This is a genomic window from Azospirillum brasilense (genome assembly GCF_008365405.1).
GTDB lineage: Bacteria > Pseudomonadota > Alphaproteobacteria > Azospirillales > Azospirillaceae > Azospirillum > Azospirillum brasilense_D.
Genome location: NZ_QOKV01000011.1, coordinates 52327 through 66471, shown reverse-complemented (window position 1 = coordinate 66471; position 14145 = coordinate 52327). Strand labels below are relative to the sequence as shown.

Here is a 14145-nt window from a genome sequence, read left to right as displayed (position 1 = left end):
GGTGTCGGGGAGGGGGCAATGAGTTCAGAGAGGGGGCAATGCCTCCCTCACCGCAGCCCCGCCTCGACCTGCTCCGCCATCCGCCCCAGCGCCGTGTCCATCGCCGCCGGCGGTCCGCTCTCCAAACTGTCCATCACGATCAGCCGGGCGCCGCCGTCCGTCACAGCCTGGACAATCTCCGGTGCCGGCGGACGATGGTGCAGCACCACGGGGATCGCCTCGGCCTTCAGGGTGGCGGTCAGCTCGGCCAGACGCTCGGGCGTCCAGTCGCGGTCGTCGCGGGTCCAGACCCGGCGCAGGTCGAGCCCGAGGTCGGCGGCCAGCGTGGCGAAGCGGTCGGACAGCGCCGCCGCCGACGGGTCCGGCAGAGCGGCGAAGGCCTGCGCCGATTGGGACGACACCGTCAGCAGCGCGCGCTTCAGCGCGGCGAGATTTGCATCGATGGCGTCCTTGGAAGCGGGGTAGAGGCGCCGCAGGTCGGCGGCCAGGATGTCGGCCATCCGCCCGGCGTTGGCGATGCCCAGCCAGGGGAAGGCCGCGCCTCCGTTGACAGCGATCCCTGGGAGGGCGCCGTCCACCGGGCGGGCGGCGTCGATCTCGACGAGGCGGATGTTGGCCCGCCGCGCCAGCGGGTAGAGCGGGTCCTCGGCCCAGGCGGAGCGCAGGGTCAGCACCGCGTCGGCCTTGCGGGCGGCTTCCGCCAGCCTGGCTTCGCCGCGCCCGCTCAGGAAGGCGTGCTGGCGCCCCATGGGGATGGCCGGCGGAACCACCGCCTCCACCACCACCGACGTGCCCTTCGTCAGCGCCTGGGCCAGCCCGGCGGTGACCGGATGCCCGGCGAGCACCGTCTCGGCGGAGGCACCCGCCGCCGTGGACAGCAGCAGGAGCGCCGCGAGCGTGACGCGATTCATCCCTCTTCCCCCTTCATGAACAAGCGCGCCAGCAGCGCGCCCAAAAACAGCAGCCCCGCCGCCAGGATGATGGCGCCGCCCGACGGTACCGGCAGGGCGAGTTGCACGGGCAGCAGGATTCCGGCCACCGCCGCCACGCTGGCGAAGGCGACCGACAGCAGGAAGAAACCGCGCAGCGACGAGGCGACGACCCGCGCCGCGGCGGCGGGAATGACCAGCAGCGCCCCCACCAGGATCGCGCCGATGATCTTGACCGACGCGACGGTGACCACCGTCACCAGCACGATGAACAGATAGTCCAGCCCCTTCACCGGGACGCCGCGCACCCGCGCCAGCGCCGGGTTGAAGCTGGCGAGCAGCAGCCGGTTGAACAGCGGCAGCATCAGCGCGGTCACCCCGAGGGCCACCGCCAGCAGCACGGTCAGGTCGCGGTCGTCCACCGTGAGGACCGAGCCGAACAGCACATTCTCCAGGATGTGGATGTTGACCCGGCTGGCCAGGATCAGCAGCAGGCTGGCGCCGAGCGCAAGCGACACCGACAGGAAGACGCCGATCAGCGTGTCGGAAGTCAGGTTGCTGCGGTTGCGCGTGTAGTTGACCAGCAGAGCGAACAGCAGGCAATAGCCGAACAGGCTGGCGTAGGGGCCGGTGTAGGGCTCCCCCACCAGGATGCCGATGGCGACGCCGGTCAGCGCGGCGTGGCCGACCGCCTCGGAAAAGAAGGCCAGCCGTTTGGTCACCACCAGCGTGCCGAGCCCGCCCAGCACCGGGCCGATGACCAGCCCGGACAGCAGCGCGTTGACGAGAAAGCCGTGGGTCAGCCCGGCGGGCAGCAGCCCGGCCCCGGCCCAGCCCTGGACCAGGGCGCGCAACGCCTCGAAGCTCATGACGCGATCCTCATGACGCGATCCTCTCGGCCGCCGCGCGGCGGGGAACGGCGGAGAACAGGTCGAACACCCGCTCCGGCGACAGCATCTCCAGCGGCGGGCCGTCGAACAGCACGCGCCGGTTCAGGCCGGTCACCCGCGTCGCCAGCCGGCGCACCTGGGCCAGATCATGCTCGACCCACAGGACGGTGGTCCCGGCGGCGGAAAGTTCGTCCAGCAGCGTTTCGAAGATGGCGATCCCGGCCTCGTCGAGCGCGGTCATCGGCTCGTCCAGAACGATCAGGTCCGGCGCCGGGATCAGCGCCTGGGCGAGCAGGACCCGCTGCCGCTCGCCCCCCGACAGGGCGCCGAAGCGGCGGCGGGCCTTGCCGGCCATGCCGACGCGGTCCAGCGCTGCGCCGTAATCGATGCGGCGGTCCGGCCCGAGGAAGGCGGGGCGGCGCTGGCAGAGCACGGCTAGGAAATCCTCCACCGTCAGCGGCAGGCCGCGGTCGAACTCGACCGATTGCGGCACATAGGCGACCGTGCCCGGCCCGTCGCCCGGCCAGTCGAGCCGGATGGTCCCGCGGTGCAGTGCCTGCCCCAGCAGGGCGCGGACCAGCGACGACTTGCCGCCGCCGTTGGGGCCGACCAGCGCGTGCACGGTGCCCGCCGCGACGCGCAGGGACACGCCGTCCAGGATCACCGTGCGCCCCAGCGTCAGGCCCACCGCATCGAACAGGATGGCGGGACCCGTCACGGTGCCGCCTCCGCCATCGCCAGCACCAGCGTGTCGAGGTTCCGGGCCATCTCCCGCTCGAACAGGTCCGGCGCGTAGTCGCCGTGCGAGATGTGGGAGAAGGCGTAGAGCCGGATGCCGGTCTCGCGCCGGATCGTCTCGACATAAGCGCTGGGGAAGTTCAGCTCCGAGAAGATCACCTGCACGTCGAGCTTGCGCATCGTCGCGATGGTCTCGGCGAGTTGGGCCGGGCTCGGCTCGATGCCGTGGGCGGGCTCGACGACGGCGGAGACCTCCAGCCCGAACTCCCGCAACAGGTAATCGTAGGCGCCGTGGATGGTGGCGACGCGCAGGCTGGCGGTGCCCGCCGTCGCCAGCTTCGCCAGCGCGTCGGCCCGCAGCTGGCGCAGGCGGCGGGAATAGGCACGGGCGTTGGCAGCGTAGGCGGCGGCGTTGTCCGGGTCGAGCCGCCCCAGTTCGCGCGCGATGGTCGAGACCTGGAGAACCGAATTGGTGATCGACAGGAAGCTGTGCGGGTTGACCACCTTCCCCGCCGCCCGCGCCGCCGTTCCGGCGGCGGGCAGAAGCGGCACGTCGGCGTTGGCTTCGACCACCGGCAGCGACGGCTTCGCCGAAGCGGCGATCATCCGCCCGGCGAAATCGTCGTGCCCGATGCCGTTCAACACGATGGCGTCCAGCCCGCCGATGCGCTGGATGTCCTCCGGGCGCGGCTCGTAGGCGTGCGGGTTGAAGCCGGCGGGGATGATCGGCACCACCTCGGCCGCGTCGCCGACGATGTTGGCGACGTAGGAATAGTAGGGGTGCAGGGTGACTCCGAAGCGGCGGCGCCCGGCGGGAGCCGCCAAGGCGCGTGTGGGCATGGCCGCGGCGGCCAGAGCACCGGCCAAGATCAGGCGGCGGTTTGGGAGGATGCTCATCGGGTCACCCCGGCGGTGAAGGTGGAGACGATCCGCTTCCAGCCGGCGGCGGTCAGCGCCGCGTCCTCCGGCGGGGCGGGCGGGGCTTCGGCGGCGCGCTTCAGCCAGATCTCGGCGCCATGGCCGTCCAGCCGCAGGACCAGGGACCCGGCCAGCTCCGGCGCGGCGGAGACGCCGGCGTAGGCGATGCCATCGCCGGTCCCGGCGAGACTCCAGGCGTGCCCGCCGCGCGCCGCGGCGCTGGGGTCGGCGGCGAAGGGCGGCAGGGCCTCGGCGGCCAGCTCCTCCGGCGTCGGCGCCCGGCCCTCCGCCTCCCGCAGGGTGGCGATCTCCTCCCCCGCCGCCTTCAGGTCGGCGTAGAGGCCCTGCTCGGCGGCGGTCAGGCCGGTGCGGGATTCGATGAGGTGGGCGGCCAGCGGAGCATCCGCGTCCGGAGCGGCACGCAGCCCGACCGCCAGGGTGGCGGACGCGAGAATGGCGCCGGCGGCCAGCAGGACCCACAGGGTTTCGCGCTCGGCCCCGGCGCGGCGGACGATCTGGTGATGCATGGTTCCGGCTTCGCTGAGGGCGCTACTTGATCGCCGTGTGCTCAATCTCGACGGTGTGGCCGGGGCCGGCGTCGAACAGGACGTAGAAATCCTGCGCGGGGCGCTGGAAGGACAGCGTGGAATCCGGCCCCAGCTTGCCCTTGACCAGCACCTGCTCGTCGTAGGCGATGACGTCCAGCACCACGCCGGGCGCCTTCGAGCCGTCAGAGAAGCCGCCGGTGCATTGCACGGTGTCGCCCTCCGCCATCCGGCATTCGCAGATCGGGTAATGGGCCTCCGCCACACCGGCGGCGCACAGGGCGAACAGCCCCGCCAGGGCGAACAGGCGGTGGGTCTTCATCGCTTTCCTCCAAAAATCTCGCCCAGCGGCAGGGAGGCCTGATGCACCCCGCCGCTCCAATCCTCCATGGTCACCCACAACTCCTCCGTGCCGGCCAGCTCGTCCGGCACGGTCACGTCGGCCTCCCGCTCATAGGGATTGCCGAAGGCGAGCGCGCCCGCGGTGCGCAGACTGCGCGGCTTGCCGACGCGCAGGAAGACGCCGCGCACGCGGTCGATGTCGGCGGGTCGGATGTGGATGCGGTACTCCTTCATCCGCTCCCCGGTCGGCATGCGTCTGGGAGTCTCGTCGTAGGTCGCCAGCGTGACCGGGAAGGGGCCGACGGCGACGTCCCGGCGGATCTCGGGCGGCACGAAGATCGGCTTCGGGCTGAAGTAGTCGGGAAGGAAGGGAAGCGGCACCAGCATCATCAGGGCGCTGAGATGGAACTTGCCGCGTTGCCAGAGCTTACGCATTGGACGATCCCTCCGCCAAGCGCAGCCCCCGCACCGCCTCGACCGTGGCGCGGGCGGTCCGCTTCATCCAGATCAGCATGCCGCTGAAGATCAGCGTGGTCATCAGCAGGCCGAAGGCGAACCACACCAGCTTGACCGGCAAGCCGCCGAAATCGCCGGTGTGCAGGGCGCGCATGATGGTGCGGGTCAGCTCGATGCCGGACGCCGCCTCCATCCCGCCCTCGATGAGGATCACCTCGGCGGTGAAGGGATTCACCCGAACATAGTCGGGCAGCAGCGGCACCTGTCCGCTGGACCCCGCCACCGTCGCCGGGTCGTAGGCGGTGCCGGGCAGCCACAGATAGCGCAACCGCATATCGGGCAGGGCCGCCATGGCGCTGGCCATGATGGCGTCGACGTCCGGCTTCGGCGCGGTCGCCGTCACCGGGATCTGGTCGCGGGCCAGCAGCACCGGCGCCTTCCCGCCGCCCAGCCCCATCCCGAGATGGAACAGCATCATGTAGATGAGGAACCACAGGCTGGTGACGGAGATGACCGCGATGAACCAGATCGACCATGTGCCGGCGACGCGGTGCAGGTCGCCCCACATCACGCGCGGCGCCTGCCGCCAGCGGATGCGCGGCTGGTAGAAGGATTTCCAGAACCGCTTGTAGACCACCAGCCCGGTGACCAGCGACCCGACGAGCGGAATGGCCAGCAAGGTCACGAGGTACCAGCCCACGGGGAAGGTCATGAGCCAACCGTGCAGCGCGCGGAAGAAGCTCTGAAACGAGTTGCCGGTGGACAGCCCCTGCACCGCCCCGCTGATCGGATTCACCCAGGCAGTGGTCGATGTTCCGTCGGGCATCGCCATCCGGGCGCCGACCGCCATGTGGGAGCCGCCCCAGCTCAGCGAACTCACCCGCCCGCCCGGCGCCGCGGCCTCGGCGGCGGCGATCAGCGCGCTAGCCGGCAGCGGTTCCCCGGCACCCGACGCCCGCATGGCGGGATTGACCAGCCACATGATCTCGGTGCTGACCACGGCGATGGTCCCGGTCAGGCTGACGAAGAACAGGAATGCCCAGAGGGGCATCGCCAGCCAGGAGTGCCACAGGAACCACAGCCGCGTGCGCGACTTGCCAACGCTCATCTCGTCCTCTCCGAAGGAACCACCGGTCCTTCTGCTCAGACGAACGGGCGCGCCTCCCGCCTCACCGCCAAATGCGAAGAATTCTCATTATCGTTTTCAGGCCGGTGATTCAGCGGCCGCCTCACCCTTCCCAGCGGTGGGACAGCACGAAGCTGTAGCGCTCCGGACGGACGTGGAAGACGGCGTGGTCGGCGCAGGCGCCGTCCGCGAAGAAGGATCGCCGGATCATCACCAGCACCGGCATCCCCGCCGCCCCGCCGAGCGATTCGGCGACCGCCGCGCCCGCAGCCTCGGCCTTGACCTCGACATCGGCGCCGACCACCGGCTGTCCGGTGACCTCCCTCAGGATGGCGTAGATCGGCTTCTCTCCCGCCGCCGCCCAGTCGACGCTGGCCAGTTCCGCCGACAGCAGGCTGCGCCCCAGCGCCACCGGCTCCCCGTCCACCAGATGCAGGCGGCGCACCTCCAGGCAGTTGGGGCCGAACTGGCCCGTCAGGTCCGGTGGCGTGGCGGTCATCCCGGCCGACAGGTGGCGCATGCTGGCGTTCAACCCCTGGAGGCGCAGGGATTCGTGGAAGCTGCGTAGCCGGTCCAGCGGATGGCGGACCCGCTTGCCCGCCGTGAAGGTGCCCTTGCCCTTCCGCCGCTCGATCAGCCCTTCCGCCTCCAGCCGGTCGAGGGCGAGGCGGACCGTCACCCGGCTGACCGTGAAGCGGATGCCGATCTCGCTCTCGCTCGGCAGACGGCCCGACGGTTCGAACCGGCCCACGGCGATTTCCTCGCGCAGGCGGTCGGCGATCTGCCGATAGAGGGCCGTCGCGTTCTCCCGCACCAAACTGTCCCGCATCGGGGCCACCGTCCCCTCCCCGCCCGTGGCGATCGTGTCCGCGTCTTGATGCCACCGGAGTCCGGCCGGCTCAAGCACGTCGATCCTCCCCGAACACGTCGCTATCCGGTGGGGCACCTTACATGTCTTATATTGTATCATCAAACTTGTTATGCAATGTATTAGCCGTTGCGGCGCGCCGCCCCATGCCCGAGGTCCCGTCCCATGAGCGATCCTGTCCCCACCGGCCACATCGCCCCCGCCGGCCTTTACGAGCGGAACAAGGCCCGTCCCTTCCTCGGCGCCACCGTCTGCTCCCACCGGCAGCTGGTGGCCGGCGAATGGACCGAGGTGACGCTGACCTACGAGGTCGGCGGTTCGGGACTCGCCGACGGGGCGGGGATCAAGCTGGCGATGAAGTTCTATTCGGACTGGGCGCTGTTCCAGACCAGCGACCCCACGGCGGCCAACTTCGTTTCCGCCGAGTACGAAGCCGGACCGCTGGTGCCGGGGCAGAGCCCGGCGACCGTGCAGGCGCTGAAGGTGCGCTTCGACCAGAAGGGGCACGAGCGGCCCTACCAAAAGGCCATCGTCATCGACGTGATCGACGGCTATCTGAACCCCGGCGACCGCATCGTGATCCGGCTGGGCGACCGGCGCCAGGGCGGGCCGGGCACGCGGGTGCAGACCTTCGTCGAGCAGGGCTTCCGCTTCCGCGTCTTCATCGACCCGCTGGGCAGCCAGAAATACGCGGAGGTGCCGGGCGACTGCGTGATCGACGTCGTGCCGGGCGCCCCCGCCGCCCTGCGGCTGGTCGCGCCGCGTCTGATCGCCCCCGGTCCGGCGTCGCTGCTGCTGCGCGCCGACGACGCCTGGGGCAACTGCTGCCTCGACGCCACGCTGGACGCCACCCTCACCGTCACCGGACCGGAGGGCGAAAGCGCAAGGACGGTCGCGCTGGCGCCCGACCCGAGGGCGAACGGTTGGCTGGTCCGGCGCGAGGCGCTCGACCTCGGTGCTGGGGAATGGCGGATCGTCGCGACGGCGCCGGGCCTCGCCCCCACCGAAGCCTTCATCACCGCGGAGAATGGGGCGCCGCGCGCCGTCTACGCCGACCTGCACGTCCATTCCAACGACACGGTGGGCACCAACGACACCGCCTACAACCTGTCCTACGGGCGCGACGTCGCCGGTCTGGACGTGCTGGGCTACACCGCCAACGACTTCAACGTGACGGAGCGCGCCTGGACCGAGGCGGTCGGCCTGATCGACCGCTGCAACGAGCCGGGCCGCTTCGTCTGCTACCCCGGCACGGAGTGGTGCGGCAATTCCGCAGCAGGCGGCGACCACAACGTGATCTTCCTGCGCGACGGTCCGCCGCGCTTTCCGGCGGACGGGCGGGGCCAGCCGGTGCGCTCCTTCGAGTGGAACGAGTCGACCCGTGGCGCGCTGCGCCCCGGCGCCTGGCCGCTCGACGACCTCTACGCCGCCTATCGGGACGATCCGGAGGGCCATCTGCTGATCCCCCATGTCGGCGGGCGGCGCTGCAACCTCGATTGGCACCACCCGGAGCTGGAGCGGCTGATCGAGATCGGCTCCGCCTGGGGCCAATTCCACTGGGTCTATGCGGAGGCGCTGGCCCGCGGCTACCGGCTCGGCGCGTCGGCGAGCAGCGACGAGCACCAGGGGCGCTGCGGCGGCGGGGCCCCGGCGACCGCGGTGTTCGGGGCGCGCGGCGGGCTGACCGGCGTCTTCGCCGACCGACTGGACCGCGCGTCGGTGGGCCAAGCGCTGCGGGCGCGGCGGACCTTCGCGACGACCGGGGAGCGCAGCTTCGCCAGCCTGCGGCTCGGCGACCGCTGGATGGGCGAGGTGGTGCGGGCCACGGCGGGCGATGCGCTGGACTACCGCCTGCTTGGCGACCGCGGGTGGGAGAATCTCCGCCTGTTCGACGGCGACCGGCTGGTCTGGGAACGCGACCTGCACCGGGAACTCGGCCTGTCGGAGACGAGGATCCGCCTGCGGTTGGGCGGCGCCCGCATCAAGGACCGCTACCGCGGCGCCTATTGGGATGGCGGGATCACCGTCACCGGCGCCGCGGTGCAGCGGGTCGAGCCCTTCGGCTTCGACCATCCGGAGCAGGGCTGCTGGCGCCGCGACGCGACCACCGTCGCCATCCGCACCGTCACCCACGGCGACAGCGATGGCGTGGAACTGGCGCTGTCGCGGCTGGCCGGGGCGCGCATCCAGGTGCGGCTCGCCATCGGCACCTACGTGAAGGTCGGCAATCCGCTGACCCCGCCGCCCAACCCGCACGCCCCCGAGGCGGTTCTGGACATCGACGGCGATACGCTGCTGGCCGACGCGGGCTCCGGGCGGGTCACCCGCGTGCTGCCCGGCACCGAGCTGGAGGTGACGGTGGAGCGCGTCACCGAGGCGCCGCTGCCCCGCGACCTCGCCGGGCGCATCCCACTCGCCGACCTCGGCCTCGCCCCGGGCCGCGAGCATCCGCTGTTCCTGACCGCGCGCCAGCGCGACCAGTCGCGGGTCTGGACCTCGGCCCTGTTCCTGACCCCGTGAGCCCTCCGCTCAGCTCCTTGCCAAGTCCGCAGTGGCGGGACGGAAGGTGTCCGGGTATAGGGTCGCCCGGACGACGCTCCGCCCCGTCTCTGGAAGCGGCGGAGCGTCTGGCCTTCCGTCCGAACGCCATCGCGCGCAGCCTGACGACTCAGCGTACCAACCTCATCGGCGTCGTCATGGCCTTCGGCGCGCTGGACGCGGCGCGCACCGCGCTCGGCCTGCGGGTGCCGGAGGATGTTTCGATCGTCGGTTTTGACGACGTGCCGATGGCCGCCTGGCCGAGCTTCGCCCTGACGTCCGTCCACAACCCGGTGGACGGCATCGTGACGACGCTGATGGGCATGCTGGAACGCCGCCTTGCCGAACCGGAAGCCGGGCCGGTCCTGCACCGTCCGGCCCCCTGGCTGGTACGCCGGGGGTCGGCACGGCTGTAGTCTCCGGCGACGGGAAGGCCGCTCAGCGGGACGGCATCACCGCTTTGCCCAGCGCTTTGGCCAAGGCCGCATCGTCGTAGGGCTTCGGCAGATGCACGCCGCCGTCGGGCGCCCGGTCGGCCCCCGATGCGAACACGACCGGCAGCGCCGGATGACGTTTTCGCAGCGCGGCGGCCAACTGCCCTCCCGACATCCCCGGCAGGCTGATGTCCGTCAGCAGCACGTCGACGGGCTGCGTCTCGGCAATCGACAAGGCCTCCTCGGCATTGCCCGCTTCGGCGACCGAATGCCCGAGGCCGGTCAGCATCTCCACCGTGACGAGGCGGATCAGCGCATCGTCCTCCACCAGAAGCACGCGCAAGCCCTGACGGCCGTCCACCGGCGTCGGCGCGGGTTCGCCGGACGGCTTCGGTGCCGCTTCCAGCCGTCCGGGCTGGCCCTCGGACCTCTGCTGCTGGTTGCGCAGGACATGCCGGACCTTGCGGGACAGCGCCTCGCGGGTGTAGGGCTTGCTCAGCAGCTCGACGCCGAGATCGAGCCGCCCGCCATGCACGATCGCGTTCTCGGTGTAGCCCGAGGTGAACAGGACCGCGATCCCCGGCAGCCGCTCCTTCGCGCGGCGCGCCAGGTCCGGGCTGCGCAGCGGCCCCGGCATGACGACGTCGGTGAACAGCAGGTCGATCGGCACGCCGCTTTCCACGATCGCCAGCGCGCTCTGCGCATCCCGCGCCTTGAGCACGCGGTAACCGAGGTCGGACATCATCTCGACCACGGTCGCGCGCACGTCGTCGTCGTCCTCGACCACCAGCACGGTTTCCGACCCGCCCGCCTCCGGCCCGGTGTCGATCACGGTCACGACGTCTTCCGCCTGATGCGCGCGCGGCAGATACACCCGGACCGTGGTGCCCTGGCCGGGTTCGCTGTAGATCTTGACGTGCCCGCCCGACTGCTTGACGAAGCCGTAGACCATGCTGAGGCCGAGGCCGGTGCCCTGCCCCTCCGGCTTGGTCGTGAAGAACGGCTCGAAAACGTGGTCCAGCACATCCGGCGGAATGCCGCAGCCGGTGTCCGTCACCGCCAGCATGACGTACTGGCCGGGCGTCACCTCGGCGTGCCGGGCGGCGTAGGGATCGTCGAGGAAGGCGTTGCCGGCCTCGATGGTCAGCCGGCCGTGGCCGTCCATGGCGTCGCGGGCGTTGATCGCCAGATTGAGCAGAGCGTTCTCGACCTGGCTTTCGTCGGCGAAGGTGGTCCACAGGCCTCCGGTGATCATGGTCTCGATCTCGACGCCCTCGCCGAGCACGCGGCGCAGCATCTCGTCGAGCCCACGGACGAGCCGGCCCAGATTGACCACGCGGGGGGCGAGGGGCTGGCGGCGGCCGAAGGCGAGGAGTTGGGCGACCAGCTTCGACCCCCGGCTGACGCCGCTCAGCGCGTTCTGCAGCCGCTGTTCGGCGCGGTCGTTTCCCGCGATGTCCTTCGCCAGGAGCTGGAGGTTGCCGGAGATCACCTGGAGAAGGTTGTTGAAGTCGTGCGCCACCCCGCCGGTCAGCTTGCCGACCGCGTCCATCTTCTGGGCTTGGCGAAGCTGCGCCTCGACCTGCTCCCGCTCGGTGATCGCCGAGGCGATGCGCTGCTCCAGCAGGTCGTTCAGCCGCCGTTGGGCGTCCTCGACCTCCTTGCGCTCGGTGATGTCGATCACCGAACCGATGTAGCCGAGGAACCCGCCGTCCGAACCGAAGCGCGGGGCGGCGGCGTCGATCGCCCAGCGGTAGACCCCGTCGGTGCGCCGCAGCCGGTACTCCAGCCGGAACGGCTCATGTCCGGCGTTGGCGTCCAGGAACACGTCCGCGGCGGCCTGCCGGTCGTCGGGATGAATCGCGTCCAGCCAGCCGAAGCCCAACCCCGTTTCGGGAGTCTGGCCGGTGAACTCGTACCACGACTTGTTGAGATAGGTGCAGGAGGCGTCGAGTTCGGTGACCCACACCATCACCGGGGCGTGGTCGGCGAGATTGCGGAAGCGCGCCTCGCTCTCGCGCAGAGCGTTGTCCACCTCGCGGCGCAGGCGCACCATGGCCAGGGCGGTGTCGACACGGGCGATCAGCTCGCGCGCCGAGAACGGCTTGACCAGATAATCGTCGGCGCCGGCCGACAGCCCCTCGACGCTCGCCTCTTCGCCCGCGCGGGCCGACAGCAGGATGACCGGCAGGTCGCGCAGGTCGGCATCCTCGCGGATCGCGCGCAACAGGCCGAAGCCGTCCAGCACGGGCATCATGATGTCGGTCAGCACGAGATCCGGACGGTTCGCGCGGATCGCCGTCAGGGCGGCCTGGCCATCGGGCACCGCCTCGACGGTGTAGCGGCCATTCAGCAGGCGGCTCACATAGTCACGCATGTCGGCGTTGTCATCGGCCAGCAGGAGGCGCGGGCACGCGCCCGTCTCCCGCGCCACGACCGCCTCCGACGCGCCGGTGAACGGGTCCGCCCCCTCGCCTTCGGCGGCAGCCGAACCGGGCAGCCAGCGCAGCGCCTCCTCGACGTAGGTCTGGGTGCGCAGACCGGCTGCGGCGCCGGTCGGCTCCGACAGGACGCGCTCCTGCGGCAGATGGGCGGTGCCGAACGGCACGGTGATGATGAAGACCGAGCCGTGGTCCATCTCGCTCTCGACCCGGATCGTGCCGCCGTGCAGCTTGACGAGTTCCTGGACCAGGGCGAGGCCGATGCCGGTGCCCTCGTGGCTGCGCCCCCGCGCGCCCTCGACCCGGTGGAAACGCTCGAACAAGCGCGGCAGCTCGGATTCGAGGATGCCCGTGCCGGAATCGCTCACCCGGAGTTCGGCGCCCTCGCCGACCGGCCTCAGCGAAACCGCGATCGCGCCCTGGAAGGTGAACTTGAAGGCGTTCGACAGCAGGTTGAGGACGACCGTCTCCCACATGCCGCGGTCGACATGAACCGGACCGGGGAGCGGAGGGCAGTCGACGACGAGGCGCAGCCCGGCCCGCTCGCAAGCCGAGCGGAAGCCGCTCGCCAGTTCCGCCGTGTAGGCGGCGAGGTCGGTCGGCTCGTAGCGCGCCTGGGTCCGACCGGCCTCGATGCGCGAGAAATCCAGGAGCGCGTTGACGAGCTTGAGCAGGCGCTGCCCGTTGCGATGGACCACCATCAGGTCCTCGCGATGGTCCCGCATGCGCTCCGGCTCGGCCTGCAACACCTCCTCGAGCGGCCCCAGCATCAGGGTCAGCGGCGTGCGGAACTCGTGGCTGATGTTCGAGAAGAACACCGTCTTGGCGCGGTCGATCTCGGCCAGCATCTCGGCCCGCCGGCGCTCGGCCTCGTAGGTCTGGACGTTGGTGATGGCCGCGGCGATCTGACCCGCGACCAGCCCCAGGAAGCGCCGGTAACCGTCGTCGAACAGGCGGAACGGATTCAGACCGACGACAAGAAGGCCGGCCCGCCCCGCCTCGCCGCTGGCCGGGATCGGGATCGCCGCGGCCTGGGTCGGCGGGCGCCGCCAGACGCCGGGCGGCAGGTCGGCGCCGAACTTTGCCGCCAGATCGCCGATCAGCACCGGGTCATGGAGCGTCGGGGTGAAGGGCCACACCGAGGTGCCGTCGACCGCCAGCGTTTCCGGAGCCGCCGGATGGCCGCGTCCGATGCCGCAAGACCCGGCGAGGGCGGCGCCGGCCCCATCGGGCTCGGCCACATAGAGCAGCGCGAAGGGCATGTCCCGCGGGTTGGTGGCGAGCGCCTGGGCGCTGCGTGCGCACACCTCCGGCAGGGTGCGGGCGTCGGCGGTGCCGCCGGCCAGATCGCGCAGCAGGGTGAGCTGCCGCTCGCTGATGATCCGCTGCGTGTCGTCGGTGTTGGCGCAGATGATGCCGCCGGGGCTGCCGTTGTCGTCGGGCACCGGACTGTAGGAGAAGGTGTAGTAGGTCTCCTCCGGATAGCCGTTGCGCTCCATGAGAAGGAGCTGCCCCTCGACGTAGGTCCCCTCGTCGCCCGTCATGGCCGTCGCCAGCATCGGGCCGATGTCGTCCCAGATCTCCCGCCAGACGACCGATGTCGGCCGCCCGAGCGCCCAGGGATGCTTGCCGCCAATGATCGACTTATAGGCGTCGTTGTAGAAGTAGATCAGGTCCCGGCCCCAGCCGACCCAGATCGGCTGACGGGAGGTCAGCATGATCCGCACCGCCGTCTTCAGGCTGCGCGGCCAGTCCTCGGGCGGGCCGAGCACCGTCGACGCCCAGTCGAACGCGCGCATCTGGGCGCCCATCTCGCCGCCGCTGGCGAGGAAATCGGGAGCGGCGGAGATGTCGGTCTGATTGGCCATGCGCAGACGTCCCGTCCTTCCTGTTCTCATTGCCCCCTACAACAGGGGCGTA

12 protein-coding genes are annotated in these 14145 nt (G+C 70.9%); 2 read left to right on the top strand and 10 right to left on the bottom strand.

Annotated elements, in window-relative coordinates; genetic code table 11:
* Positions 1-47: 47 nt before the first annotated feature.
* The 9 genes from DS837_RS17650 to DS837_RS17610 form a co-directional block, all read right to left on the bottom strand.
* The gene (locus DS837_RS17650) at positions 48-911 is read right to left on the bottom strand and encodes a metal ABC transporter solute-binding protein, Zn/Mn family (RefSeq protein WP_149165958.1); all 864 of its coding nucleotides are present in this window, start codon (positions 909-911) and stop codon (positions 48-50) included.
* Entirely contained in the window at positions 908-1798 is an 891-nt protein-coding gene (locus DS837_RS17645) for a metal ABC transporter permease (protein WP_149165957.1), read from the bottom strand. Before DS837_RS17645 ends, DS837_RS17650 begins: the two co-directional genes overlap by 4 nt.
* Before the next feature lie 10 nt (positions 1799-1808).
* Entirely contained in the window at positions 1809-2537 is a 729-nt protein-coding gene (locus tag DS837_RS17640) for a metal ABC transporter ATP-binding protein (protein ID WP_149165956.1), read from the bottom strand.
* Positions 2534-3454 (bottom strand): metal ABC transporter solute-binding protein, Zn/Mn family, encoded by a 921-nt coding sequence (locus DS837_RS17635; protein WP_149165955.1) that lies wholly within the window; start codon positions 3452-3454, stop codon positions 2534-2536. Before DS837_RS17635 ends, DS837_RS17640 begins: the two co-directional genes overlap by 4 nt.
* On the bottom strand, positions 3451-4002 hold the full coding sequence (locus DS837_RS17630; protein ID WP_149165954.1) for a DUF6162 family protein: 552 nt from the start codon (positions 4000-4002) through the stop codon (positions 3451-3453). Before DS837_RS17630 ends, DS837_RS17635 begins: the two co-directional genes overlap by 4 nt.
* A 22-nt stretch (positions 4003-4024) precedes the next feature.
* Positions 4025-4342: a hypothetical protein gene (locus tag DS837_RS17625; RefSeq protein ID WP_149165953.1), complete on the bottom strand. Its 318-nt coding sequence runs from the start codon at positions 4340-4342 to the stop codon at positions 4025-4027.
* Positions 4339-4797, bottom strand: a complete 459-nt coding sequence (locus DS837_RS17620) for a hypothetical protein (RefSeq protein ID WP_149165952.1) — start codon at positions 4795-4797, stop codon at positions 4339-4341. The genes DS837_RS17625 and DS837_RS17620 overlap by 4 nt, the downstream gene beginning before the upstream one ends.
* Positions 4790-5926, bottom strand: a complete 1137-nt coding sequence (locus DS837_RS17615; RefSeq protein ID WP_149165951.1) for a PepSY-associated TM helix domain-containing protein — start codon at positions 5924-5926, stop codon at positions 4790-4792. The genes DS837_RS17620 and DS837_RS17615 overlap by 8 nt, the downstream gene beginning before the upstream one ends.
* Positions 5927-6047: 121 nt before the next feature.
* Complete coding sequence (locus DS837_RS17610; protein ID WP_149165950.1) at positions 6048-6773, bottom strand: GntR family transcriptional regulator; 726 nt, start codon at positions 6771-6773, stop codon at positions 6048-6050.
* A gap of 204 nt (positions 6774-6977) precedes the next feature.
* Between DS837_RS17610 and DS837_RS32745 the strand changes: the two genes are divergently transcribed.
* Complete coding sequence (locus DS837_RS32745; protein ID WP_149165949.1) at positions 6978-9332, top strand: PHP domain-containing protein; 2355 nt, start codon at positions 6978-6980, stop codon at positions 9330-9332.
* Between the two features lie 17 nt (positions 9333-9349).
* Positions 9350-9766 (top strand): substrate-binding domain-containing protein, encoded by a 417-nt coding sequence (locus DS837_RS32740; protein WP_247889996.1) that lies wholly within the window; start codon positions 9350-9352, stop codon positions 9764-9766.
* Between the two features lie 22 nt (positions 9767-9788).
* Here DS837_RS32740 and DS837_RS17595 read toward each other — a convergent pair whose 3' ends face one another.
* Positions 9789-14093: a response regulator gene (locus tag DS837_RS17595; RefSeq protein ID WP_247889995.1), complete on the bottom strand. Its 4305-nt coding sequence runs from the start codon at positions 14091-14093 to the stop codon at positions 9789-9791.
* Positions 14094-14145 lie beyond the last annotated feature (52 nt).

What these genes read in the sequence shown, in the direction of transcription:
- DS837_RS17645 (WP_149165957.1), bottom strand. Translation starts at nt 1,798, where the DNA reads ATGAGCTTCGAGGCGTTGCGCGCCCTGGTCCAGGGCTGGGCCGGGGCC.
- DS837_RS17635 (WP_149165955.1), bottom strand. Translation starts at nt 3,454, where the DNA reads ATGAGCATCCTCCCAAACCGCCGCCTGATCTTGGCCGGTGCTCTGGCC.
- DS837_RS17615 (WP_149165951.1), bottom strand. Translation starts at nt 5,926, where the DNA reads ATGAGCGTTGGCAAGTCGCGCACGCGGCTGTGGTTCCTGTGGCACTCC.
- DS837_RS17650 (WP_149165958.1), bottom strand. Translation starts at nt 911, where the DNA reads ATGAATCGCGTCACGCTCGCGGCGCTCCTGCTGCTGTCCACGGCGGCG.
- DS837_RS17630 (WP_149165954.1), bottom strand. Translation starts at nt 4,002, where the DNA reads ATGCATCACCAGATCGTCCGCCGCGCCGGGGCCGAGCGCGAAACCCTG.
- DS837_RS17595 (WP_247889995.1), bottom strand. Translation starts at nt 14,093, where the DNA reads ATGGCCAATCAGACCGACATCTCCGCCGCTCCCGATTTCCTCGCCAGC.
- DS837_RS17625 (WP_149165953.1), bottom strand. Translation starts at nt 4,342, where the DNA reads ATGAAGACCCACCGCCTGTTCGCCCTGGCGGGGCTGTTCGCCCTGTGC.
- DS837_RS32745 (WP_149165949.1), top strand. Translation starts at nt 6,978, where the DNA reads ATGAGCGATCCTGTCCCCACCGGCCACATCGCCCCCGCCGGCCTTTAC.
- DS837_RS17610 (WP_149165950.1), bottom strand. Translation starts at nt 6,773, where the DNA reads ATGCGGGACAGTTTGGTGCGGGAGAACGCGACGGCCCTCTATCGGCAG.
- DS837_RS17620 (WP_149165952.1), bottom strand. Translation starts at nt 4,797, where the DNA reads ATGCGTAAGCTCTGGCAACGCGGCAAGTTCCATCTCAGCGCCCTGATG.